Raw genomic sequence first — 20,916 nt, 5'->3', positions numbered from 1 at the left:
GTCTCCCAGGCTGCTGACGTGAATGGGCTGCCTACTGTGTACGACCTATTGACACTGTCTGGCAAGGGGCGGGGCGACATAAAGTGATGCCAGTCAGCACGGAGGCCCCATGATCACCGGTTACATCACTCATCCCGATTATCACCTGCACCACATGGGGCCGGAGCACCCGGAGAGCCCGTTGCGCCTGGAGGCGATCCGCGCTCGCCTGTCGCTCTCCGGCACCCTGCAGCAGACCATGCAGTCCGAGGCGCGGCCCGCCACCGAGGAGGAACTGGCCCGCGTCCATCCCCTGCGCCACCTGCGCGCCCTGGACAAGTGCGTGCCCGAGGCGGGCATCGTCACGCTGGACAGCGACACCATGATGAACCCGGACAGCCTCAGGGCCGCCCGGGTCGCGGCCGGAGCGGTGATCCGCGGGGTCGACCAGGTGTTCCGCCGCCAGGCCGACAACGTCTTCTGCGCGGTGCGCCCCCCCGGCCATCACGCCGAGGCCACCGATGCCATGGGCTTCTGCTTCTACAACAACGTCGCCGTGGGCGCCGCCCATGCCCGGGAGAAGTACGGCGCCCGACGCATCGCCATCCTCGACTTCGATGTCCACCAGTGCAACGGCACCATCGACATCTTCAAGGACGACCCCGAGGTGCTGGTCTGCACCAGCTTCCAGTTCCCCTTCTACCCCTGGCGCTACCTGCGCAGCGAGTGGCAGAACGTGGTCAACACCCCGCTCTCCGCCGGCACCGACAGCGCCGCCTTCCGCCGGGCCATCGAGGATGACTGGCTGCCCGCGCTGCACCGCTTCAAGCCCGAGCTGGTGCTGCTCTCCTCGGGCTTCGATGCCCACCGCGAGGACGAGATGGCCGAGCTCGACCTGGAGGACGAGGACTTCCACTGGATCACCCACATGGCGCTGGAGATCGCCGAGCTCTACGCCGATGGCCGCCTGGTCTCGGTGCTGGAGGGGGGCTACCACCTGGAGTCACTGGGGCGCTGCGTGGATGCCCATGTCAAGGCGCTGCTGGGGCTGCCCTTCGGTGACGGAGTTTCCTGACCCCGGGAAACCTGGCGTCCAGGGCGCTGCCGACTTCGTCGCCCTGGACGCCACCATCGGACCGCACCGGTGGTGCATATATCATCCCCGGGGTGCTGCTGGCCGGCCGCCCGGCGTGGTAAGCTGCAGGAAACCTGTTTCCTATAGTGAACTCGCCGCCATGACCGCATCGACCGACCAGGACGCCGCCCTGCGCATCGCCTCCGGGCGCAAGCCCTTCGTGGAGCCACTGCGCCTGGGCGAGCGCCTGCGCGAGATCCGCCTCGCCCACCAGTGGACCCTCGAGGACGTCAGCCAGCGTACCGGCCTCGCCCGATCGACGTTGTCGAAGATCGAGAACGACCAGATCTCCCCCACCTTTACCGCGGTCCAGAAGCTGATCGCGGGACTCGGCATCGACCTGCCGCAGCTGCTCTCCCCGCCCCGCCAGCAGGCCCGTACCAACGGCCGGCGTGACCTCACCCGGCGCGGCCAGGGGGAGCAACACCCCACGCCCACCTACGAGCACGAACTGCTCAGCTGCGAGCTGGCCCAGAAGCGCATGATTCCCTTCAAGACCATCGTGCGGGCGCGGCGCTTCGAGGAGTTCAGCGAGTGGGTGCGTCACGACGGCGAGGAGTTCCTGATGGTGCTGGAGGGGGAGATCCTGCTCTATACCGAGTTCTACGAGCCGCTCCGGCTCGAGAGCGGCGACAGCATCTACTTCGACAGCGACATGGGCCATGCCCTGGTCTCCACCAGCCGCGAGGATGCCGTGGTGCTGTCGGTCTGCACCCGGGGCGAGGCGGCCTGATCAGGCCTTCTCGCGGCGTCGCTCCCCGGGACGGCGGGTCGGGATCGCGTCCAGGGTCAGCCGCCCCGCGGCGTGGATCGCCTGGAAGTGACGCCCCTTGGCCCGCGCCACCAGCATGACGCTGAAGCGCTCCGCCAGCTCGACCCCCTTCTGGGTCACCCCGGAGCGCGACACCAGCACCCCGATCCCCATCTGGGCCACCTTGATCACCATCTCCGAGGTGAGCCGGCCGGTGGTGTAGAAGATATCCGCCCCGCCGGTCTCGCTCTCGCCCAGCCACTGGCGGCCCGCCAGGGTATCCACGGCGTTGTGCCGCCCCACGTCCTCCACGAAGTCGAGTACCGTCTCCTGGCGGCACAGCGCACAGCCATGCACTGCACCGGCGCTGCGATAGGTCTCGTTGTAGGCCCCTAGGTTCTCCAGCAGCGCATAGAGCACCGACTGGCGCACCGGGGTATCGGGAAGGGCCTGGCGCGGCACCGCCTCGAGGAGTCGCCCGAACACCGTGCCCTGACCACAGCCGGTGGTCACGGTGCGATGGCCGAGGCGCTCCTCCAGGTCCTCGGGAAGGTGGCGTGTCACCACCGCCGCCGCCTCCACCTCCCAGTCCACGTGGACCGCCTCGAGGTCCTCGAGACGCGCAAGCAGTCCCTGGTTGCGCAGATAGCCCACCACCAGCGCCTCCGGGTCCGCCCCCAGCGTCATCAGGGTGACGATCTCGCGCTTGTTGAGGTAGAGGGTCAGCGGACGTTCAGCGGCGATGGCCTGTTGGCGGGGGTCGCCGAATTCGTCGAGCACCTCGATCTCCAGGGTCGCGGGCAGGCGGGCACGGCTGAGGCTGATCGCTGGCATCCTGGCGGGCTCCTGTGCGGCGTTGATTGCGCAGCGGGGGGCTGCGGGGGTTGAATGGGCGTGTCGCAGTCATTCACGTCGAAGGCCTCATCATGTCACTCCCTGACAATCGCCGCACCCTCAGCCTGACCCTGGGTGAGGAGAGCACCCGCATCAAGGGCTTCGTCTCCCATCGCCCGGTCATCCGTGACCTCGTCCCCGGCGATGCCGGCCCCTGCACCCTGACGCTGCAGCTGACCCTGACCGAGCGTGCCGCCTACCGCTTCAACCTCACCTCCGACCATCCCCGGCTCTTCGTGCGCTGCGGCGATGCCGGCCAGGCCGCCGTGCCCTCGGCGATCACCGCCAGCCAGGACGTCGCCGCCAGCTGGATGGATGGCGAGCAGCAGGTACTGGATGTGGCGATGCCGGTGGCCATCCAGGCCTGGATCGAGGGCTACCTCGCCCGCCACGGCGAGGCGCCGGAAGAGGGACGCAAGAAGAAGCGCAAGGGCGCGGGTCGCGCCCGGGAGCTGGCCCCATGAGCCGCTTCGAGCGCTGGTCACGGCGCAAGCTCGGCCAGCAAACCAACGAACCGGTCGAGGCACCGCCGCAGGAAGCGCTGCGGCAAGCACAGGAGACCGAGGGTGCCGCGGCCGATGCCTCGCCCACCGAGGCCGTCGAGTCGGAGCCGGCCCCCGGCAGCCTCGACGCCACCCTGCCGGACCCCGACAGCCTGCCCGCGGATGCCGACTTCTCCGCCTACCTGGTCAAGGGGGTTAGCAGCCAGCTGCGCCGCCGCGCCCTGCGCCGGCTGTGGTCCACCGGCGGTTACGGTGTGCGTGATGGCCTCGATGACTACGATGAGAACTACCGTGAGGTGCTCAAGCCCCTGGCGCGTGACCTCGCCGACCAGCTGCGCCGCTGGACCCGTCCCGAGCCCGAAGGCGACGACGTCCTGGCCCGGGACGGTCAGGAACCGGCGGCCGCGGAACGGGATCAGGCGCAGGCTCAATCCGCCGAACGCGCCGACACCGAGACTCGAGAGCCCGAGGCCCGGGACGTCGCATCGGTGTCCGTGACCGACGAGGAGCAGGCACAGGCGTCGCGCCCCTTGGACCAAGGGAGTATTGGACAAGAGGACGAAGCTGCAAAAGACTGATGTATTATTAAAACTTGCGCATAAGATAATACGACAACGACAACACGCCATACGCACCGTGAACCATGAGGACGCATGACATCTCCCATCGACGCCGTGACCGTGGATGACGCCACCAACCGGGCCGCGCGCGAAACCGCGCGCCGTCGCGTCTCCTGGCCGGTCAACCTGGCCCCCGCCAGCGTCACCTACGAGAGCGCGGGCCATGCGCTGCTGCTGGGCGACGAGCTCGGCGTTCGCCGGGCCGCGGCCGCCCTGGCCGACAGCGGCCTCGCCGCCATCGCCCTGCTGATCACCGAGCCCACCGCGGCCGGCGCCGACGACGATGACGTCGAGGCGCTGCTCGCCAGCACCCGCCACCTGCCCTGCCGGACGCTGACCGCCGCCCAGCGCGACAGCCTGCGCATCGAGGGCTACCTGGGACGCTTCGACGTCGGCCTGGAGGGTGACGACGGCCCGTTGAACCTGGCGCTGGCGCTGCTGGGGCGTCGCCATGTCGACCTGGTGCTCGACCTCGGCCGCACGCCCACCCTGGCTCTCGAGCTGCCACCCCCGGGGTATCGCCACCTGCACGGGGAAAGCCCGGAGCGCGACGTCGCCCTGGCCGAGTTCGCCGAGCTGGTGGGAGAGTTCGACAAGCCTCGTTACTTCCAGATCAACGCCGACCTCTGCGCCCACTCCGCCTCGGGCAACCTCGGCTGCACCCGCTGCCTGGAGGTATGTCCCGCCGACGCCATCTCCAGTCACCATGGGCGCATCGAGTCACGGATCGAGATCGATCCCTACCGTTGCCAGGGCGTGGGCAGCTGCTCCAGCGCCTGCCCCACCGGGGCCATCCAGTTCCGCCTGCCCGAACCGGCTCGCCAGCAGGAGGCACTGATCCAGCGCCTCGACGCCTACCGTGAGGCCGGCGGCCGCCTGCCGGTGCTGCGCTTCGTCGAGGCCGGCGACCTGGAGGCCGAGGGCGACGCCCCGGCAGGCCACCTGCTCGACGTGCCCCTGGAGGAGCTCGGCAACGCCGGCCACGACCAGTGGCTCACCGCCCTGGCGGCGGGCGCCGCCGAGGTGCGCGTCCAGCTGCATCCCGAGCTGCCGCCGAGCCTGGCCGCCTTCATCGATGACCAGCTCGCCCAGGCCCACGGGCTGCTGGCGGCGCTGGGCCTCTCGCCCGGCCGCATCCAGACCATCCAGCTCGGCGACGCCACGGCTCGCGATGCCCTGCCGGAGTCGCTGCCGCTCGACGAGACGCTCCTGACCCTGCCCCAGGGCAGCAAGCGCGAGCGCCTCGAGGCCGTGCTGGCCCGGCTCGCCGAGCTGGGCGAGCCGGACGGGGCACGCCACGCCCTGCCGGCGGGTGCCCCCTACGGCGGCCTCGAGGTTGACCCGAAGGCCTGCACCCTCTGCTTCGCCTGCGTCAGCAACTGCCCCACCCCGGCTCTGGCCGCCGGCGACGACACGCCCATGCTCAGCTATCGCGAGGCGGACTGCGTGCAGTGCGGGCTCTGCGTGGCCGCCTGCCCGGAGGATGCCATCCGCCTGCACCCCGGCTTCCTGGCCGATGCCGCGCGCAACGAACGGCGCGTCTGCCATGAGGAGGCGCCCTTCTGCTGCATCCGCTGCGGCAAGCCCTTCGCCAGCGCCGGTACCATCGCCAGCATCAAGGCCAAGCTTGCCGATCACCCCTACTTCGCCGGCGACGCGGCCGCCCGCCTGGAGATGTGCGAGGACTGCCGGGTCAAGGATGTGTGGCAGACCATGGCCCGTGATCCCGACTCCCAACTGAAGGTATGACGCCATGAGCCATCAGATACTCCCGGATGACGCCGCCGGCCAGGCGGGTCTGGACGAGCAGGAGGCGCTGCGCGCCGACCTCTACCGCCTGCTCGCCCGGCTGGTGCGCGAACCGGCGGACGCCGACCTGCTCGACTGGCTGGCCGGGCTCGAGGTGGACCCGGGGCAGGACCCGGTGAGCCAGGCCCTGGCGTCGCTTGTCCAGGCCGCCGCCGAGGCCGATCGCGAGGCGCTCGAGCGCGCTCACTTCCGCCACCTGGTCGGCGTGATCCAGGGCGAGATCACCCCCTATGCCTCCTGGTACCGCAACGGCGAGTTGATGGATCAGGCCCTGGTGGACCTGCGCCACGACCTGCGCCGGCTCGGCTTCGAGCGCAGCGAGTCGAGCCACGACCCCGAGGATCACCTGGCCGCCCTGTTCGAGGTGATGGCCATGCTGGTCGACGAGGGCTCCGCGGAGGGCGCCCGCTTCTTCATGACCCACCTGGCACCATGGACTCAGCGTTGTCTGGACGATCTGGCCCGAGTGGACACGGCCTTCTATGCTCGAACAGGAGAGCTGGGAAATGCCTTCATCGCCCGCGAGCGTGCCCGCCTGGAAGCCGAGGCCGAGCGCTCGCCGATCAGGATCCTCGAGCCCTGAGGGCCTGCGGCAAGACACCACAACATGACAACACCAGAACGAGGCCGACTGGCGGCCATAAAAGAATGAGAGAGAGGAGACCCACCCCATGCGCACGACTCGCAATCCGCAACGCCGGCGTTTCCTGAAGACCCTGGGGGCCGGCACCGCGGCCGCCGGCGCCGCCGCCGCGGTCGGCCACGTGACCCTGGTGCAGGCCGACACCCCCAAGGCGGCGCCGACCGAGAAGGCCGACACCCACTACCGCGAAACCGACCATGTCCGCGCCTTCTACGCCACCCTGCGTGACTGACGGCCGCCAGCGAGGAGAAATGACATGCGCCTGACACGTAAGACAGCGTCCCAGCGGCCCGAGGGCCTGGGGATTTCTCGCCGCCAGTTCCTCAAGCGCAGCGGGGCGACCACCGGTGGCCTGGCGGCCGCCGGTTTCATGGGCACGCCGATGATGCGCCGCGCCGAAGCCGCCGAGAAGACCGCGTTCTCCGACGCCCCGGTGGAGACCAAGCGCACCGTCTGCTCACACTGCTCGGTGGGCTGCGGCGTCTATGCCGAGGTCCAGGAAGGGGTCTGGACCAAGCAGGAGCCCGCCTTTGACCACCCCATCAACCGTGGTGCCCACTGCGCCAAGGGCGCTTCGCTGCGTCAGCACGGCCACTCGAGCCGGCGCCTCAAGTATCCCATGAAGCTGGTGGGCGGCGAATGGCAGCGGCTGAGCTGGGAGGATGCCATCGAGGAGATCGGCAACAAGGTACTGGAACTGACCGAGCAGCACGGCCCGGACAGCATCTACTGGCTGGGCTCGGCGAAGTTCAGCAATGAGCAGGCCTATCTGCTGCGCAAGTTCGCCGCCCTGGCCGGCACCAACAACACCGACCACCAGGCGCGTATCTGCCACTCCACCACCGTGGCTGGGGTGGCCAACACCTGGGGCTACGGGGCGATGACCAACTCGCTCAACGACATCCAGAACAGCAAGTCGATCATGTTCATCGGCTCCAACCCCTCCGAGGCCCACCCGGTGGCCATGCAGCACATCCTGCTGGCCAAGGAGCGCAGCCAGGCGCAGATCATCGTCGTCGATCCGCGCTTCACGCGTACCGCCGCCAAGGCCAACAGCTATGTACGCATCCGCCCCGGCTCCGACGTGGCCTTCATCTGGGGGCTGCTGTGGCACATCTTCGAGAACGGCTGGGAGGATCGGGAATTCATCGACCAGCGCGTCTACGCCATGGACGAGGTGCGTGACGAGGTGGCCCAGTTCACGCCTGACGTCGTCGAGAACATCACCGGCGTGCCCGAGGCGCAGATGTACGACACCGCCCGCCGCCTGGCAGAGAACCGCCCGGGCTGCATCGTGTGGTGCATGGGCGGCACTCAGCACACCACCGGCAACAACAACACCCGCGCCTACTGCATCCTCGAGCTGGCACTGGGCAACATCGGCAAGTCCGGTGGCGGCGCCAACATCTTCCGCGGCCACGACAACGTCCAGGGCGCCACCGACCTGGGCCTGATGTCCCACTCGCTGCCCGGCTACTACGGCCTGTCCGAGGGCGCCTGGAAGCACTGGGCGCGGGTCTGGGACCTCGACTACGAGTGGCTGAAGGGCCGCTTCGACCAGACTGAGTACTCGGATGGCCAGCCGATGTACACCAACGGCATCACGGTGTCGCGCTGGGTCGACGGGGTGCTGGAGGATGACGAGAACATCACCCAGCGCACCAGCCTCAAGGCGATGTTCTACTGGGGGCATGCGGTCAACTCCCAGACCCGCGGCCCGGAGATGCAGAAGGCGATGCAACAGCTGGAGATGATGGTCATCGTCGACCCCTACCCCACCGTGGCGGGGGTGATGCACGGCCGCCAGGATGGCGTCTACCTGCTGCCGGCGGCGACCCAGTTCGAGACCTATGGCAGCGTCACCGCCACCAACCGCTCCATCCAGTGGCGTGACAAGGTGATCGACCCGCTGTTCGAGTCCAAGCCCGACCACGAGATCATGTACCTGCTTTCGCGCAAGCTGGGCTTCGCCGACCAGCTGTTCAGAAACATCGCGGTCAACGGCACCGAGCCGCTGATCGAGGACATCACCCGCGAGTTCAACGCCGGCATGTGGACCGTGGGCTATACCGGCCAGAGCCCGGAGCGACTCAAGGCGCACCAGCAGAACTGGCACACCTTCAGCTTCCGTGACCTCAAGGCCGAGGGTGGCCCCGCCGACGGTGACTACTACGGCCTGCCCTGGCCCTGCTGGGGCACCGCCGAGATGGGCCACCCGGGCACGCCGATCCTCTACGACACCAGCAAGAAGGTTTCCGAGGGCGGCCTTACCTTCCGTGCCCGCTTCGGCATCGAGCACGAGGGCGAGAACATCCTCGCCGACGGCTCCTACAGCGCGGGGTCCGAGCTCGAGGATGGCTATCCCGAGTTCACCGCCGACATGCTCAAGGACCTGGGCTGGTGGGACGACCTCACCGAGGAGGAGAAGGCCGAGGCCGAGGGCAAGAACTGGAAGACCGACCTCTCCGGCGGCATCCAGCGCGTGGCCATTGCCCACGAGTGTGCGCCCTTCGGCAATGCCAAGGCACGCTGCAACGTCTGGACCTTCCCGGACCCGATCCCCAAGCACCGCGAGCCGCTCTACACCAGCCGCCGAGACCTGGTGGAGGAGTACCGCACCTGGGACGACGTCGCCTCCCACTACCGCCTGCCCACGCTCTACTGGAGTATCCAGCAGCAGGATGTGACAGACCGCTACCCCATCATCCTCACCTCCGGGCGCCTGGTGGAGTACGAGGGCGGCGGCGAGGAGACCCGCTCCATGTCGTGGCTGGCCGAGCTGCAGCAGGAGATGTTCGTCGAGATCAACCCGGCACTCGCCAACGACCTGGGCATCACCGAGGGCGACGACGTCTGGGTCGAGGGGGCCGAGGGTGGTCGCGTCCGGGTCAAGGCACTGGTCACCCCGCGGGTCGCCCGTGAGGTGGTGTTCATGCCCTTCCACTTCGGCGGCATGTTCCAGGGCGAGAGCCTGCACGACGTCTACCCTGACGGTTCGGCGCCCTACGTGCTGGGCGAGGCGGCCAACACCGCCACCACCTACGGCTACGACACCGTGACGCAGATGCAGGAAACCAAGTGCACCCTGTGCCGCATCGAGCGCGCCTGACGCCTGACCAGACACGCGGTGCGGGCGCGGACCGCACCGCGACAAGGAGACAACCATGGCCACGATGAAATTCATGTGCGACGCGGAGCGCTGCATCGAGTGCAACGGCTGCGTCACCGCCTGCAAGAACGCCAATGAGGTGGAATGGGGGATCCAGCGCCGCCGGGTGGTGACCCTCAACGACGGCGAGCCGGAGGAGGTCTCGATCTCCGTCGCCTGCATGCACTGCGACGATGCCCCCTGTATCGCTGTATGTCCGACTGAAACCTTGTTTCAGCGCGATGACGGCATCGTGCTGCACGACAAGGACCTCTGTATCGGCTGCGGCTACTGCCTCTACGCCTGCCCCTTCGGCGCGCCGCAGTTCCCGCAGCAGAACGCCTTCGGCGAGCGCGGCAAAATGGACAAGTGCACCTTCTGTGCCGGCGGCCCCGCCGAGACCAAGGAGGAGGAGTACCAGAAGTACGGCGCCAACCGCATCGCCGAGGGCAAGCTGCCGCTGTGCGCCGAGATGTGTTCCACCAAGGCGCTGCTGGCCGGCGACGCACAGGAGGTGGCCGACATCTTCCGCCAGCGGGTGGTCCAGCGCGGCCACAAGGATGGCGGCTGGTCGGGCAACCCCCGTGCCGATGCCGACTCGCTGGCCTACGACGCCAGCCAGCAGGGCTGAGGAGGTGATCCCATGAGTCACACCATGCAATGGCGGTCGCTCTGGCGGCTGGGCCTGCTCGCGCTGATGCTGGCGTTCGGGCTGGCCCTCTCCCAGGGCGCCCTGGCCCAGGCGGACCCCGAGGGCGAGGCGGCCTTCGCGGTGCCGGCGGTGGATGCCGACACCTGGCGCCAGGTACGCAGCGGCGAGGTCGACAGCACCTATCGCGACAGCCGCTTCGACTCCACCTACAACCTGGTCAACGCCAGCGGCGAGACCTGGCGGCAGTGGCGCAATCGCTGGATCTCGCCCTACGGGCTGATCGTGATCGGCGGCATGATCGCGGTGATCACGCTCTTCTACCTAGTCGTCGGCCGCAAGAAGCTGGATGAGCCACGCACCGGCCGCAAGCTGCTGCGCTGGAGCGCCCTGGAACGCTCGCTGCACTGGACGGTCGCGACACTGTTCATCCTGCTCGCCCTCTCCGGGCTCAACCTCCTCTACGGCAAGCACGTCTTCTATCCGTTGCTGGGTGCCGATGCCTGGGGCGCGATGATCTCCGCCTCCAAGCTGGTACACAACTACCTGGGGCCGATCTTCGGCATCCTGCTGGTGATCCTGCTGGTCAAGCTCTTCGTGCACAACCTGCCCAAGAAGCATGACCTGGAGTGGTTCGCCAAGGGCGGCGGCCTGGTGGGCAAGGGACATCCCGATGCCGGCTTCGCCAACGCCGGCGAGAAGGTCTGGTACTGGCTGCTGGCCACCGCCGGCCTGGCGGTGATCATCAGCGGCTTCGTGCTGGACTTCCCCAACTACGGGCAGGGCCGTGACACCATGCAGTGGGCGAACATCGTCCACGGCATCGGCGCGCTGGGCCTGACCGCCGTGGCGCTGGGCCATATCTACATCGGCACCCTGGGCACCGAGGGGTCGCTGGAAGGCATGACCACCGGCTACGTCGACGAGACCTGGGCCAAGGAGCATCACAACCTGTGGTACGAGGAGGTCAAGGAGAGCGCGGTGCCCGAAGAGCAGATCGCCCAGGCGAAGGGGGCTTCCGGCGACTCCTCGCCACAGAGCTCTGCCTGACGTGAGCCGCCTGTCCCACTCGACACCGCCTGCGGGCGGTGTCTTTTGTTATGCTGGCCGAAAACCATCAGAGGGAGTGACCCCATGCAGCATCTGGACGACGCGACACGCACCGAGCTCGAGGCGGCCGCCTTCCGGCGCCTGCTGCGTCACCTGGACGAACACAAGGAGGTGCAGAACATCGACCTGATGATCCTGGCCGACTTCTGCCGCAACTGCCTCTCCAAGTGGCTGGTGAGCGCCGCCGAGGAGCGCGGCGCCGAGCTCGACTACGAGACGGCGCGCGAGCATGTCTACGGCATGCCCTATGCCGAATGGAAGGAGCAGTACCAGCAGGAGGCGACTGCCGAGCAGCAGGCCGCCTTCGCGGCGCGCCAGGCCGCCAAGCAGGAGCGCGGACAAGCATGAACGAGCCGATGATCCCCCTCTCCATCGCGGTGCTGACCATCTCCGACACCCGCACCGAGGCCACCGACCGCAGCGGCGAGGCGCTGGTCGAGCGGCTTACCGCCGCCGGTCATCGCCTCGCCGAGAAGCACATCGTGCCCGACGACGTCTACCGCATACGGGCGGTGGTGGCGGCCTGGATCGCCGATCCCGAGATCCAGGTGGTGCTGACCACCGGCGGTACCGGCTTCACCGGCCGCGACTCCACCCCGGAGGCGATCTCGGTGCTGCTGGACAAGCGCATCGAGGGCTTCGGCGAACTCTTTCGCCAACTGAGCTGGCAGGAGATCGGCAGCTCCACCGTACAGAGCCGCTGCCTGGCCGGGCTGGCCAACGCCACCGTGCTCTTCTGCCTGCCCGGCTCCACCGGTGCCTGCCGCACCGCCTGGGATGGCATCCTCGCCGAGCAGCTGGACAGCCGACACAAGCCCTGCAACTTCGCCAACCTGGTAATCCCGGAGCGCGGCCAGCATGCCTGACATCAGGAAACCCCGTCACACGCCCTGCTGCTCTCGATACCTTCAGGCCAACTCGATGATCCCGACGCGAGGCCAGCATGGATAAGGCAAGGGGGGACAAGGGGGAGGAGCTCAAGCCGATCTCGGCGGCCCTGGCCGCACTGCTGGCGGAGGTGGAGGCGCTCGACAACGAGACACTGCCACTGGAACTGGCCGCCGGCCGGGTGCTGGGCGAGACCGTGACCGCCCGCCTCGACGTGCCCGGCTTCGACAACAGCGCCATGGACGGCTATGCCCTGTACCATCGCGACGCCGGCGGCCGGCTCCCCATCAGCCAGCGTATCGCCGCCGGCAGCCCGGCGCGGCCGCTGGCCCCCGGCAGCTGCGCGCGGATCTTCACCGGCGGTGAGCTCCCGCCCGGGGCCGACTGCGTGGTGATGCAGGAGCGGGTCGAGGTGGAGGGCACGACCGCATGGATACCCGAGGACGTGACGGCCGGCGACAACGTGCGCCGGCGCGGCCGTGATGTGGCGGCCGGCGCGGTGCTGCTGGAGGCCGGCACACGGCTGGAGGCTGCGGCCCTGGGGCATCTCGCCGGCCAGGGGATCACCGAGGTCGCGGTTCGTCGCCGCCCTCGCCTCGCCCTGCTCTCCACCGGCGACGAGATCGTCGACCCCGGTCAGCCCCTGGCGCCGGGCCAGCTCTACAACTCCAACTGTCCTATGCTGCGCCGCCTGCTGGAGCGCTTCGGTGCCGAGCTGGTGATGACGGCATCGATCCCCGATGACGCCGCCGCCACCCGGCAGATCCTGGCCGAAGCCGCTCGGGCGGCGGATGTCGTGGTCACCACCGGGGGTGTCAGCGTCGGGGAGGAGGATCATGTCAAGGCTGCCGTCGAGGCGCTGGGCCGGCTCGACCTGTGGCGCCTGGCGATCCGCCCGGGCAAGCCCCTCGCCCTGGGGCGCCTGCCGCGGGGCGATGGCAAGGAGTCGCGCTTCGTGGGCCTGCCGGGCAACCCGGTGTCGAGTTTCGTGGGCGCCTGGCTGTTCCTCAGGCCACTGGTGGGCGCCCTGCTGGGCTGCCCTGCGCTGGCACAACTGCCCGAGGTGCCCGCCCGCGCCGCCTTCACGACCCGCACCGGCCCCCGCGCGCATTATATGCGCGTCACCCTCACCTTCGAGGCGGAGGGACCGCAGGCTCGGGCCTTCGAGGACCAGAACTCAGCGGTGCTCACCTCCTGCATCGAGGCCGATGCGCTGGCGGTGATCCCCGCCGGGAGCGAGGTGACGCCCGGCGACCCCGTGACCTGCCTGTGGCTTGGAGGCGCCGGCTAGTCGTGCGGCGTATGGGGCACTTCCAGTTCCCGACGCACCGCCGCCCATAGCCACCGGAACTCATCCTCCAGGGCGGGATACTCCGCCTCCAGCCAGGGCAGCAGGTCGGCGAGGCGGTTGGGGCCGCTGAGGCGGCGGCCGATGCCGTCGATGGCGCGACAGGTGAAGGGGAAGTCGGCGTAGCGACGCAGCCAGTCCTGCTCCACCAGTGGCGGCACCATGGGGGCGAGGCGAGCGGGTGCCGAACGCGCCGCCAGTAGGCGGTAGGTGCGCTCCACCAGACGATCCCCGGCGTTATGGAAGACCACCTCCCGGGCCACGAAGTGGTCCCACACCAGGTCCAGGGCGATGCCCATCACCCGACGCCCGCCGGGCGGTGAGCGTGTCAGGATCCGCCGGGTGACGGGGTGGCCGTCGACGAAGGCATCGACGCGCCGATGGTGACGGATGCCACGGGCCACTCCCATGGGCCAGTCACCCAGGTCGCTGCCCTTCACCCCGTCGGCGATCAGGTTGCCGTAGAGGAAGTCGTCGCTCCCGCCGCGGGCAAGCCAGGCATGGGCCAGGAAGTTCACCGGCGCCTCACAGGCAGTTGGTGGGCTTGGGCAACCCCGCCAGGCGGGCGCCCACCTTGGCAGGACTCTCCGGGAAGAGGCGCATCAGGTGGATCGAGCGCCCCTTCTCCGGCCCCAGGGCCTGCCCCACTGCCTTGACCAGGGGACGCATCGCGGGGGCCTGCTCGAAGCGCGCATAGAAGTCGCGCAGCACCCGGATCACCTCCCAGTGCGCCTCGGTAAGGACGAGCCCCTCCTCGGCGGCAAGTGCTTCGGCGACGGCCTCGGACCAGTCATTCCTGTCGACGAGGTAACCCTCGGGATCCAGCGGGATCTGATTCTTGCCGACAGGAAGATAACGGTATATTTCTGTGCTTGCCATCAGTACCAGCTCACCGCGCGCTCACACGTCTCTGTCAGGGCCACGAAGCCCTCGACGTCCACGACCTGGATGCCATCGGCGTGACGGCCAAGCAGCCCGCGCGCCTCCAGGTCCTCTTGCAGGGCATACAGGCGCCCTTCCACCCCGGCGAAGACGGCACGCTGAGCCGCCAGGGCCCCGAAGACGCCGTCCTCGATCAGCAGCAGGCGATCCGCGGGCCCCATGGCCGATAGCGCCTGGCGGCAGGCAGGCGTGTCCGGTGCGCGATTGAGAATATGCAGCAGCATGAGCGACTCGTCAGAAGTTCAGTACCAGAGGATGGGCGGCCAGCGCCTCGGCCACCTCGTCGGCGCCCACCGGGCGCGCCGGCAGGAGCAGCGCCGACGCATCGAGGCCATAGTCGCGAAGCGCCCTATCCTCCACCAGCAGGCGGTCGATATCATACATCTCCAGCATGGCCAGGGTCGGCGCGGTCCCCTTCTGTCCCAGCGGGCCCACGCCCTGTCCCTTGAGCAGCGCCAGCGCCCCCTCGCCGAGGAAGAGCAGGGTCACGCGACGCTCGAAGGCCGCCGCCACCAGGGCGGCATCCAGCCCCTCACGCAGCCAGCTCGAGCCGTGCGGCGCGTGGCGCAGGATCACCAGCAGGTCGCCGTGGTGCGTCTCGTCGTGCATGGCGGGACTCCTAGGGTCCGAAGGTGATCAGGCGGTCGCAGCGCAGCCCCAGGTCGACCAGCTGGCCGAGCCCAGTAAGCTCGAACGGGGCCTCGACGCTCGCGCTCTGCTTGCCGTGGCGGCGTGCCTCGCGCTCGTCGAGCAGCCCGCGGCGCAGGGCGGCGGCGATGCAGACCTGCAGGGGCACCCCATGCGCCTCGCCGAGCGCGGCCCAGCCATCGACGAGATGGGGCTCGTCCTGGGGCGGCGCTGCCAGGCGCGCTGCGTTGTGCACGCCATCATGGTAGAAGAATACCCCCTCGAGGGTGTGCCCCCGCGCCAGCAGGGCTCGCGCGAAGCGCAGCGCCGAGTGCGATGCCTGGTGGCTGTAGGGGGCCGCGAGCAGCAGGATGGCATAGCGCATCCGGGGTCTCCTGCGGAAGTGGCCTGCAAACAGGCTGGCCCCGCCGAGGCGGGGCCAGCCGGATCATCACGATCGAGGTCGATCGTCAGTCGCTGCTCATGATGCCCAGCAGGGAGAGCAGGCTGACGAAGAGGTTGTAGATCGACACATAGAGGGTGACGGTGGCGAGGATGTAGTTGGTCTCACCGGCCCGGTGAACGATCTCGCTGGTCTGGTAGAGGATCGCCGCCGAGGAGAACAGCACGAAGCCGGCTGACACCATCAGCATCAGGGCAGGAATCTGGAAGAAAATGCCCGCCAACATGGCCAGGATCAACACGATGGCACCGGCCATCAGGAAGTTGGCCAGGAAGCTGAAATCCTTCTTGGTGATCAGCGCCACGGCGGAGAGGCCGATAAAGGTCAGGCCGGTCATAGCCAGGGCGTTCATCACCAGGGCCGCGCCATTGGGCAGTGCCAGGTAGGCGTTGAGGATCGGCCCCAGGGTGAAGCCCATGAAGCCGGTGAAGGCGAAGGTCGCCAGCAGGCCCATGGCGGAGTGGGCGGTCTTGTGGACCAGGAACATCAGACCGTAAGCGCCGATGAAGAACACGAGGATGTTCATGCGCTCGATGCCCATTGCCATGGCGCCACCGGCGGTCACTGCCGAGAAGAGCAGTGTCATGGCCAGCAGGCCATAGGTGTTGCGCAGCACTTTGTTGGTACTGGCAACCCGGGTCTGGGTCTCCTGGCGGGTCACGTGTGACTCTTGATAGGCCATTGAACCGTTGCTCCCTGTCGTTGGTAGATCGTGCCAATTGACCTAGGATGCCGCCTCGAAGTTCCCCGCGCAAGAGCCTGACCCGGCAGGACTCAACGCTGATTCTTCCCTGCGGCCTCCTCCAGAAGGGCTTCGGCCACCCGCGCTGCGGTGCTGCAGACGTCGCTGCCCGCCGCCTCGAGCCCATCGCGATCCAGCCACACCAGCTCGGTGGCATCGCTGGCGGCGCCCTCCACGCCCCCCTGCCAGGCCATGCGCAGCACGATGATCACGTAATGGCTGCGCAGGCTGCCATCCGCCTCATGGTCGAAGAGGTCGATCGCGGTGACCACCTCGCCGGCCTCGGCGCGCAGCCCCGTCTCCTCGAGGAGCTCACGCTCCGCCGCTGCCTGGAGGGTCTCGCCGGGTTCCACCTTGCCACCCGGCAGGGCCAGGCGGCCGGCATTGGGAGCATGGGCGCGACGCACCATCAGGATATGCTCGTTCCACAGCAGCGCGGTGGAGACCGCCGGGATGGGGCGCGGCGGTAGCTGGGAGGCGTCGGGATTCGGCATGGTGGGCTCTCGGCGGCGGGGATGCCTCTACACTGCGAGCTCGACTCGAGGCTGGCAAGTCGCCTCGCCAAGGTGGGGCAGGATGGTGCATAAACGCGAAAACCAGCCGCAAGGGGCTGGTTTTCTTGAAGAAGTGGCGGAGGGACAGGGATTCGAACCCTGGAAGGGCGTTAACCCTTGCCGGTTTTCAAGACCGGTGCATTCAACCGCTCTGCCATCCCTCCGGCTCACGGCGATGCATATTACCAGCTCTGCCGTGTGGGTCAAGAGCAGCGTGCGATCAAGACGTTAGCCGCGCTTCAATAGAGCCTCAGGCCGACCCGGGTGACCCGGTTGCCCTCCATCTCGCTGACCACCCAGTGGATGCCATGCCAGTCGACGTCATCGCCCACCACCGGGTGGCCACCGACGCGCAGCGCCACGAACTCGCCCAGGGTCATCTCACGCTCGCCGGGGCTCAGGGTCAGCCCGTAGGCCTCGGCAACCTCCTGCATCCTCGCCTCGCCGTCGAAGGTGAAGGTGCCGAAGAAGGCGCGTTCCTGCTTGAGCTTGGCCTCGCCATTGAACAGCCGGTTGAGCGCCGGCAGGTCCTCGCTGCGCCCGATGACGCAGAGCACGTCGCCAAGCTGCAGGCGTGTACTGCCCTTGGGGTGGAGCATGGCATGCTCGCGGAAGAGCGCCGAGATCAGCGCCCCGGAGGGGAAGCGCAGCAGGCGGATGGGCACGTCGGCCAGGTCCTGGTTCTCCACCCGGTAGACGAACATCTCGTAGTCGTTCTCGGGCAGGATGCCCAGGGGGCCACGATGGTTGGGTGAAACGGAGCTCGGCATCAGCACCTTCGTCCAGCGAGCCATCACCGAGAGCGTGCTGCCCTGCACCAGCAGCGACAGCAGCACCACCGCGAAGGCCACGTTGAAGTAGAGGGCCGCATCCTCCACGCCACCGATCACCGGGAAGATCGCCAGCACGATGGGCACCGCGCCACGCAGCCCCACCCAGGAGATGAAGCCGATCTCGCGCCAGCGAAACTTGAAGAAGGGCTTGAGCGCCACGACCACGGCGATGGGCCGCGCCACGAAGATCAGTACCAGGCCGACCATCCCGGCCGGAATCAGGTAGTCGACCAGGTCCGTTGGCGTGACCAGCAGCCCCAGCACCAGGAAGAGGCCGATCTGGCTCAACCACGCCAGGCCGTCATGGACCGGCAGGATGAAGTTCAGGTGGCGACCCTTCTGGTTGCCGATCATCAGCCCGGCCAGGTAGATCGCCAGGAAGCCGCTGCCCCCAAGCAGGCTGGTCACCCCGAAGATGCAGAAGCCGAGCGCCAGGGCGAGCAGCGAGTAGAGGCCCGGGGCCAGGTCGACCCAGCGCAGCAGCCGCGCGCTCAGCCAGCCCCCGCCGAGGCCAATGGCACCCCCCAGGCCGAACTGTTCCACCAGCAGCAGCAGGGTATCGAGCGGTCCCCCCACCTCACCGGCCAGCAAGGAGACCAGCACCAGGGTGAGGAAGATCGCCATGGGGTCGTTGGTGCCCGACTCGATCTCCAGGGTCGCCCCGACCCGCTCGTTGAGGTTGAGGCCGCGGCCACTGAGCATCGAGAACACCGCCGCGGCATCCGTGGAGCCCACGATCGCCCCGACCAGCAGCCCCTGAACCAGGGTCAGGTCGAAGACCCACATGGCGAAGAGCCCGACCAGGCCACTGGTGATGAATACCCCGACCGAGGCGAGCGTCAGGGCGGGCCGGAAGGCGACGCGGAAGGTCTTCAGGCGCGTGCGCAGTCCGCCATCCAGCAGGATCATGGCCAGTGCCAGATGCCCGATCACGAAGGCCAATGAATAGTTGTCGAATTCGATGCCGAGGATGCCCTCCTCACCCGCCAGCATGCCGAGGCCGAGGAAGATCAGCAGGAGTGGCAAGCCCACCAGGCTGGAGAGGCGACTCCCCAGCACGCTCAACGCGATGAGCAGGCCACTAAGAATGAAAAGGGTATTGATGACGTCCATGGCATCCTCTCAATGGCAATGGTGGCATTATCGCATGCGGCCCATGGCGGCGCGATGTCGGCCGGCGCGACTGGTCAGCCAACGGACGCCGCGGATACACTTGCCGCCGGCCTGCGCCATCGTCTTCGCCACGGAGCCTGCGAATGCCCCACCCTGCCGCCGACGCCTGCGGTCGACGACCGCTACTCGCGACGCTGCTTATCGCGCTGCTGCTGTTGTCGCCCAGTCCCGCCTGGGCCGAGACCGAGGCCGCCCTCGAGGCACCTCCCCCGCTGTCCCTGCAGAGCGAGGTCATAGTCCCCGACCTGAACCTCTCGCCTGTCGACGAAACGGCGCCGGCGACTGACGCCATGCAGGCATCCGCGGCAGAGGCCACCCTGCCCGCCTCTCCGGTGTCAGACGCGGGAGAGGCGATGCCGGATGCGCCGGCGGTGGAGGTGCCAAGCGTCGTCCACGCCCCGCCGGAACCCCTTGAACCACCGCCACTCGACACCCTGACCATCATGCTCGACTGGTACCCGAGCCTCCATCAGGCCCCCCTGCTGCTGGCCGCCGGCAACGGCCTGCCTCGGCGTGAGGGGCTCAGCCTCGAGATCCAGCGCCCGGCGGATCCCGCCGCCCCGCTGCGCCTGCTCGGTGCCGGCCTGGTCGACCTCGCCCTCACCCACCAGCCGCAGCTGCACCTGCAGGTGGCGCGCGGCAAGCCGCTGGTGCGCGTGGCCACCCTGGTGGATACCCCCCTGGCGGGGCTGGTGATGCGCGAGTCACGCGCCGGCCGGGGTCCCGAGTCGCTGGCCGGGCGGCGCCTGGGCGTCGCGACCGAGGCAGCACGGGACCTGCTGCTGCCGGCCCTGCTCCTTCCCCATGGCATCGCCGTCGACGAGGTCGCCCTCGCCGAGACCGGCTTCACCCTGGCTACCGCCCTGTCCGAGCAGGACCTGGACGGGGTGATCACCCCCGTGCGCCTCGCCCTGCCTCGTCAACTAGCGGATCGCGGCGTGGCCACCCGGCTGTTCCGGCTGGAGGAGCACGGCGTGCCGGTGCACGACGGCCTGATCCTGGTCGCCAATCGCGATCGACTCGCCCGCCTGCGCGGCCCCCTCGACGAGCTGGTGGCAATCCTGCGCGACACCACGCTATGGATGATCGAGGAACCGGACGCGGCCTGGGACAAGCTGGTGGCGCTGGAGCCCACCCTCGACACGCCCGCCAACCGCGACGCCTGGCCGGCGGTGCTGATGCGCCTGAGCGCCCAGCCGGCGGCGCTGGATGCGGGGCGCTACCGGCGCATGGAAGCGCTGCTCCAGGAGCAGGGGGTGATCGAGGCTCCCCACCCACTGGAACAACTGGCGGTGGACCTCGGCGCCGAGTGAGGCTCAGGCGCTGGCGTCGTGCCGCGCCAGGAAGGCGTCGATCGCCTCACGGAAGGCCTCGGGCTGCTCGGCGTGCAGCCAGTGGCCCGCCTCCAGGGTGACGATCTCGGCCTCGGGCAGCACCCGGCGCAGGGCCGGCAGGTGCTCATCGTCCACGTAGTGGGAGGCGCTACCGCGCAGCACCAGGGTGGGGCCCGCGAAGGGCTCGTGGCCCGCCGGTTCGCCCATGATCGACTCGTAGTCGGCCTGGATCTCGTCGAGACCCAGGCGCAGCGCGAGCGCGTTGCCCTCGCCCCTCATCAGATTGGTGGCCAGGAAGAGGCGCACCGGCTTCTCGGCGACGTGCTCGGCGAGCAGCGCATCGGCCTCGCGACGATTGGTCGGCGCTCCGGCCTCCACGCGACGCAGAGCGGCGAAGACGCTGTCGTGGTCGTGGCCGTAGGCCACCGGGGCGATATCGGCGACGATCAGCGAGGCGATGCGCTCGGGCGCCAGGCGCGCCAGGCTAATGGCGACCTTGCCGCCCATGGAGTGGCCCAGCAGGTGGCAGCGCGCGATCTCGAGCCGATCCAGCAGCGCCGCCACGTCCTCGGCCATCGCCGTGTAGCCCATCCCCTCGGCATGGGGCGAGCGGCCGTGGTTGCGCAGGTCGACCGCAATCACTCGCCGCCGCCCCTCCCACGCCTTGAGGTGAGAGCGCCAGTTGTCGGCGCTGCCGAACAGGCCGTGGATCACCACCAGCGGCACGCCCTCGCCGCCGGTATCCAGATGGTTGAGCTCGATCGACATGGG

At 68.7% G+C, this 20,916-nt stretch carries 24 protein-coding genes and 1 tRNA gene; 14 read left to right on the top strand and 11 right to left on the bottom strand.

Going from position 1 to position 20,916, the window contains the following annotated elements; genetic code table 11:
- The first annotated feature begins 109 nt into the window (after positions 1 to 109).
- Both Q673_RS25270 and Q673_RS25265 read left to right on the top strand, forming a co-directional pair.
- Positions 110 to 1,054 carry a histone deacetylase family protein gene (locus Q673_RS25270; RefSeq protein ID WP_023005466.1) on the top strand — a complete coding sequence of 315 codons (945 nt, stop codon included), beginning with the start codon at positions 110 to 112 and terminating at the stop codon, positions 1,052 to 1,054.
- A 160-nt stretch (positions 1,055 to 1,214) separates the two neighbouring features.
- The gene (locus tag Q673_RS25265; RefSeq protein WP_023005465.1) at positions 1,215 to 1,847 is read left to right on the top strand and encodes a helix-turn-helix domain-containing protein; all 633 of its coding nucleotides are present in this window, start codon (positions 1,215 to 1,217) and stop codon (positions 1,845 to 1,847) included.
- Here Q673_RS25265 and Q673_RS25260 read toward each other — a convergent pair whose 3' ends face one another.
- The gene (locus tag Q673_RS25260) at positions 1,848 to 2,699 is read right to left on the bottom strand and encodes a formate dehydrogenase accessory sulfurtransferase FdhD (protein ID WP_023005464.1); all 852 of its coding nucleotides are present in this window, start codon (positions 2,697 to 2,699) and stop codon (positions 1,848 to 1,850) included. It abuts the gene before it with no gap.
- A gap of 92 nt (positions 2,700 to 2,791) precedes the next feature.
- On the opposite strand from Q673_RS25260, the gene Q673_RS25255 reads away from it, so the two are divergent.
- The 11 genes from Q673_RS25255 (at position 2,792) to Q673_RS25205 (ending at position 13,420) form a co-directional block, all read left to right on the top strand.
- Positions 2,792 to 3,223, top strand: a complete 432-nt coding sequence (locus Q673_RS25255) for a DUF3305 domain-containing protein (RefSeq protein ID WP_023005463.1) — start codon at positions 2,792 to 2,794, stop codon at positions 3,221 to 3,223.
- Complete coding sequence (locus Q673_RS35540; protein WP_023005462.1) at positions 3,220 to 3,840, top strand: DUF3306 domain-containing protein; 621 nt, start codon at positions 3,220 to 3,222, stop codon at positions 3,838 to 3,840. The genes Q673_RS25255 and Q673_RS35540 overlap by 4 nt, the downstream gene beginning before the upstream one ends.
- 75 nt (positions 3,841 to 3,915) lie before the next feature.
- Complete coding sequence (locus tag Q673_RS25245) at positions 3,916 to 5,631, top strand: 4Fe-4S dicluster domain-containing protein (protein WP_023005461.1); 1,716 nt, start codon at positions 3,916 to 3,918, stop codon at positions 5,629 to 5,631.
- Between the two features lie 4 nt (positions 5,632 to 5,635).
- A complete protein-coding gene (locus tag Q673_RS25240; protein ID WP_023005460.1) occupies positions 5,636 to 6,274 on the top strand; it encodes a TorD/DmsD family molecular chaperone in 639 nt (212 codons plus the stop codon).
- A gap of 88 nt (positions 6,275 to 6,362) precedes the next feature.
- Positions 6,363 to 6,566, top strand: coding sequence for a twin-arginine translocation signal domain-containing protein (locus Q673_RS25235; protein ID WP_023005459.1), 204 nt, complete (start codon positions 6,363 to 6,365; stop codon positions 6,564 to 6,566).
- A 24-nt stretch (positions 6,567 to 6,590) separates the two neighbouring features.
- Positions 6,591 to 9,443 (top strand): molybdopterin-dependent oxidoreductase, encoded by a 2,853-nt coding sequence (locus Q673_RS25230; RefSeq protein ID WP_023005458.1) that lies wholly within the window; start codon positions 6,591 to 6,593, stop codon positions 9,441 to 9,443.
- 55 nt (positions 9,444 to 9,498) lie between these two features.
- Entirely contained in the window at positions 9,499 to 10,113 is a 615-nt protein-coding gene (fdh3B, locus tag Q673_RS25225) for a formate dehydrogenase FDH3 subunit beta (RefSeq protein WP_023005457.1), read from the top strand.
- A 12-nt stretch (positions 10,114 to 10,125) separates the two neighbouring features.
- Complete coding sequence (locus tag Q673_RS25220; RefSeq protein WP_023005456.1) at positions 10,126 to 11,181, top strand: formate dehydrogenase subunit gamma; 1,056 nt, start codon at positions 10,126 to 10,128, stop codon at positions 11,179 to 11,181.
- Between the two features lie 84 nt (positions 11,182 to 11,265).
- The gene (locus tag Q673_RS25215; protein ID WP_023005455.1) at positions 11,266 to 11,589 is read left to right on the top strand and encodes a DUF1244 domain-containing protein; all 324 of its coding nucleotides are present in this window, start codon (positions 11,266 to 11,268) and stop codon (positions 11,587 to 11,589) included.
- The gene (gene moaB, locus Q673_RS25210) at positions 11,586 to 12,107 is read left to right on the top strand and encodes a molybdenum cofactor biosynthesis protein B (protein ID WP_023005454.1); all 522 of its coding nucleotides are present in this window, start codon (positions 11,586 to 11,588) and stop codon (positions 12,105 to 12,107) included. Before Q673_RS25215 ends, moaB begins: the two co-directional genes overlap by 4 nt.
- Positions 12,108 to 12,184: 77 nt before the next feature.
- Positions 12,185 to 13,420, top strand: a complete 1,236-nt coding sequence (locus tag Q673_RS25205; RefSeq protein ID WP_023005453.1) for a molybdopterin molybdotransferase MoeA — start codon at positions 12,185 to 12,187, stop codon at positions 13,418 to 13,420.
- On the opposite strand, the gene Q673_RS25200 is transcribed toward Q673_RS25205, so the two are convergent.
- The 9 genes from Q673_RS25200 to Q673_RS25160 all read right to left on the bottom strand — a co-directional run bounded on the left by Q673_RS25200 (position 13,417) and on the right by Q673_RS25160 (position 18,751).
- Positions 13,417 to 13,995, bottom strand: a complete 579-nt coding sequence (locus tag Q673_RS25200) for an acyl carrier protein phosphodiesterase (protein WP_023005452.1) — start codon at positions 13,993 to 13,995, stop codon at positions 13,417 to 13,419. The genes Q673_RS25205 and Q673_RS25200 overlap by 4 nt on opposite strands.
- Before the next feature lie 7 nt (positions 13,996 to 14,002).
- Positions 14,003 to 14,356, bottom strand: a complete 354-nt coding sequence (locus tag Q673_RS25195) for a TusE/DsrC/DsvC family sulfur relay protein (RefSeq protein WP_023005451.1) — start codon at positions 14,354 to 14,356, stop codon at positions 14,003 to 14,005.
- Positions 14,356 to 14,643, bottom strand: a complete 288-nt coding sequence (gene tusB / locus Q673_RS25190) for a sulfurtransferase complex subunit TusB (protein ID WP_023005450.1) — start codon at positions 14,641 to 14,643, stop codon at positions 14,356 to 14,358. The genes Q673_RS25195 and tusB overlap by 1 nt, the downstream gene beginning before the upstream one ends.
- Before the next feature lie 10 nt (positions 14,644 to 14,653).
- Positions 14,654 to 15,028, bottom strand: coding sequence for a sulfurtransferase complex subunit TusC (gene tusC / locus Q673_RS25185; RefSeq protein ID WP_023005449.1), 375 nt, complete (start codon positions 15,026 to 15,028; stop codon positions 14,654 to 14,656).
- Between the two features lie 10 nt (positions 15,029 to 15,038).
- Positions 15,039 to 15,431 (bottom strand): sulfurtransferase complex subunit TusD, encoded by a 393-nt coding sequence (gene tusD / locus Q673_RS25180; protein WP_023005448.1) that lies wholly within the window; start codon positions 15,429 to 15,431, stop codon positions 15,039 to 15,041.
- Positions 15,432 to 15,516: 85 nt separating this feature from the next.
- Positions 15,517 to 16,191, bottom strand: coding sequence for a Bax inhibitor-1/YccA family protein (locus tag Q673_RS25175; protein ID WP_023005447.1), 675 nt, complete (start codon positions 16,189 to 16,191; stop codon positions 15,517 to 15,519).
- Between the two features lie 92 nt (positions 16,192 to 16,283).
- Entirely contained in the window at positions 16,284 to 16,745 is a 462-nt protein-coding gene (locus Q673_RS25170) for an NUDIX hydrolase (RefSeq protein ID WP_023005446.1), read from the bottom strand.
- A 134-nt stretch (positions 16,746 to 16,879) separates the two neighbouring features.
- A tRNA-Ser gene (locus Q673_RS25165) sits at positions 16,880 to 16,969 on the bottom strand.
- Positions 16,970 to 17,044: 75 nt separating this feature from the next.
- A complete protein-coding gene (locus tag Q673_RS25160; protein WP_023005445.1) occupies positions 17,045 to 18,751 on the bottom strand; it encodes a potassium/proton antiporter in 1,707 nt (568 codons plus the stop codon).
- 143 nt (positions 18,752 to 18,894) lie between these two features.
- Between Q673_RS25160 and Q673_RS25155 the strand changes: the two genes are divergently transcribed.
- Positions 18,895 to 20,124 (top strand): ABC transporter substrate-binding protein, encoded by a 1,230-nt coding sequence (locus Q673_RS25155; RefSeq protein ID WP_023005444.1) that lies wholly within the window; start codon positions 18,895 to 18,897, stop codon positions 20,122 to 20,124.
- 3 nt (positions 20,125 to 20,127) lie between these two features.
- Here the strand turns inward: Q673_RS25155 and Q673_RS25150 are convergent, their stop codons facing one another.
- Positions 20,128 to 20,913, bottom strand: a complete 786-nt coding sequence (locus tag Q673_RS25150; RefSeq protein WP_023005443.1) for an alpha/beta fold hydrolase — start codon at positions 20,911 to 20,913, stop codon at positions 20,128 to 20,130.
- Positions 20,914 to 20,916 lie beyond the last annotated feature (3 nt).

This window comes from Halomonas sp. PBN3 (assembly GCF_000475415.1).
Lineage (GTDB): Bacteria > Pseudomonadota > Gammaproteobacteria > Pseudomonadales > Halomonadaceae > Halomonas > Halomonas shengliensis.
Note: the sequence above shows the minus strand (reverse complement) of the source record. Positions and strands in the feature narration are given on the sequence as shown.

Bases quoted from the DNA above. Each gene is read 5' to 3' on its own strand.
- tusD (WP_023005448.1), bottom strand. From the start codon at position 15,431: ATGCGCTATGCCATCCTGCTGCTCGCGGCCCCCTACAGCCACCAGGCA.
- moaB (WP_023005454.1), top strand. From the start codon at position 11,586: ATGAACGAGCCGATGATCCCCCTCTCCATCGCGGTGCTGACCATCTCC.
- Q673_RS25175 (WP_023005447.1), bottom strand. From the start codon at position 16,191: ATGGCCTATCAAGAGTCACACGTGACCCGCCAGGAGACCCAGACCCGG.
- fdh3B (WP_023005457.1), top strand. From the start codon at position 9,499: ATGGCCACGATGAAATTCATGTGCGACGCGGAGCGCTGCATCGAGTGC.
- Q673_RS25205 (WP_023005453.1), top strand. From the start codon at position 12,185: ATGGATAAGGCAAGGGGGGACAAGGGGGAGGAGCTCAAGCCGATCTCG.
- Q673_RS25265 (WP_023005465.1), top strand. From the start codon at position 1,215: ATGACCGCATCGACCGACCAGGACGCCGCCCTGCGCATCGCCTCCGGG.
- Q673_RS25220 (WP_023005456.1), top strand. From the start codon at position 10,126: ATGAGTCACACCATGCAATGGCGGTCGCTCTGGCGGCTGGGCCTGCTC.
- Q673_RS25245 (WP_023005461.1), top strand. From the start codon at position 3,916: ATGACATCTCCCATCGACGCCGTGACCGTGGATGACGCCACCAACCGG.
- tusC (WP_023005449.1), bottom strand. From the start codon at position 15,028: ATGCACGACGAGACGCACCACGGCGACCTGCTGGTGATCCTGCGCCAC.
- Q673_RS25195 (WP_023005451.1), bottom strand. From the start codon at position 14,356: ATGGCAAGCACAGAAATATACCGTTATCTTCCTGTCGGCAAGAATCAG.
- tusB (WP_023005450.1), bottom strand. From the start codon at position 14,643: ATGCTGCTGCATATTCTCAATCGCGCACCGGACACGCCTGCCTGCCGC.
- Q673_RS25170 (WP_023005446.1), bottom strand. From the start codon at position 16,745: ATGCCGAATCCCGACGCCTCCCAGCTACCGCCGCGCCCCATCCCGGCG.
- Q673_RS25230 (WP_023005458.1), top strand. From the start codon at position 6,591: ATGCGCCTGACACGTAAGACAGCGTCCCAGCGGCCCGAGGGCCTGGGG.
- Q673_RS25215 (WP_023005455.1), top strand. From the start codon at position 11,266: ATGCAGCATCTGGACGACGCGACACGCACCGAGCTCGAGGCGGCCGCC.
- Q673_RS25260 (WP_023005464.1), bottom strand. From the start codon at position 2,699: ATGCCAGCGATCAGCCTCAGCCGTGCCCGCCTGCCCGCGACCCTGGAG.
- Q673_RS25235 (WP_023005459.1), top strand. From the start codon at position 6,363: ATGCGCACGACTCGCAATCCGCAACGCCGGCGTTTCCTGAAGACCCTG.
- Q673_RS25160 (WP_023005445.1), bottom strand. From the start codon at position 18,751: ATGGACGTCATCAATACCCTTTTCATTCTTAGTGGCCTGCTCATCGCG.
- Q673_RS25155 (WP_023005444.1), top strand. From the start codon at position 18,895: ATGCCCCACCCTGCCGCCGACGCCTGCGGTCGACGACCGCTACTCGCG.
- Q673_RS25240 (WP_023005460.1), top strand. From the start codon at position 5,636: ATGAGCCATCAGATACTCCCGGATGACGCCGCCGGCCAGGCGGGTCTG.
- Q673_RS25255 (WP_023005463.1), top strand. From the start codon at position 2,792: ATGTCACTCCCTGACAATCGCCGCACCCTCAGCCTGACCCTGGGTGAG.
- Q673_RS25270 (WP_023005466.1), top strand. From the start codon at position 110: ATGATCACCGGTTACATCACTCATCCCGATTATCACCTGCACCACATG.
- Q673_RS35540 (WP_023005462.1), top strand. From the start codon at position 3,220: ATGAGCCGCTTCGAGCGCTGGTCACGGCGCAAGCTCGGCCAGCAAACC.
- Q673_RS25150 (WP_023005443.1), bottom strand. From the start codon at position 20,913: ATGTCGATCGAGCTCAACCATCTGGATACCGGCGGCGAGGGCGTGCCG.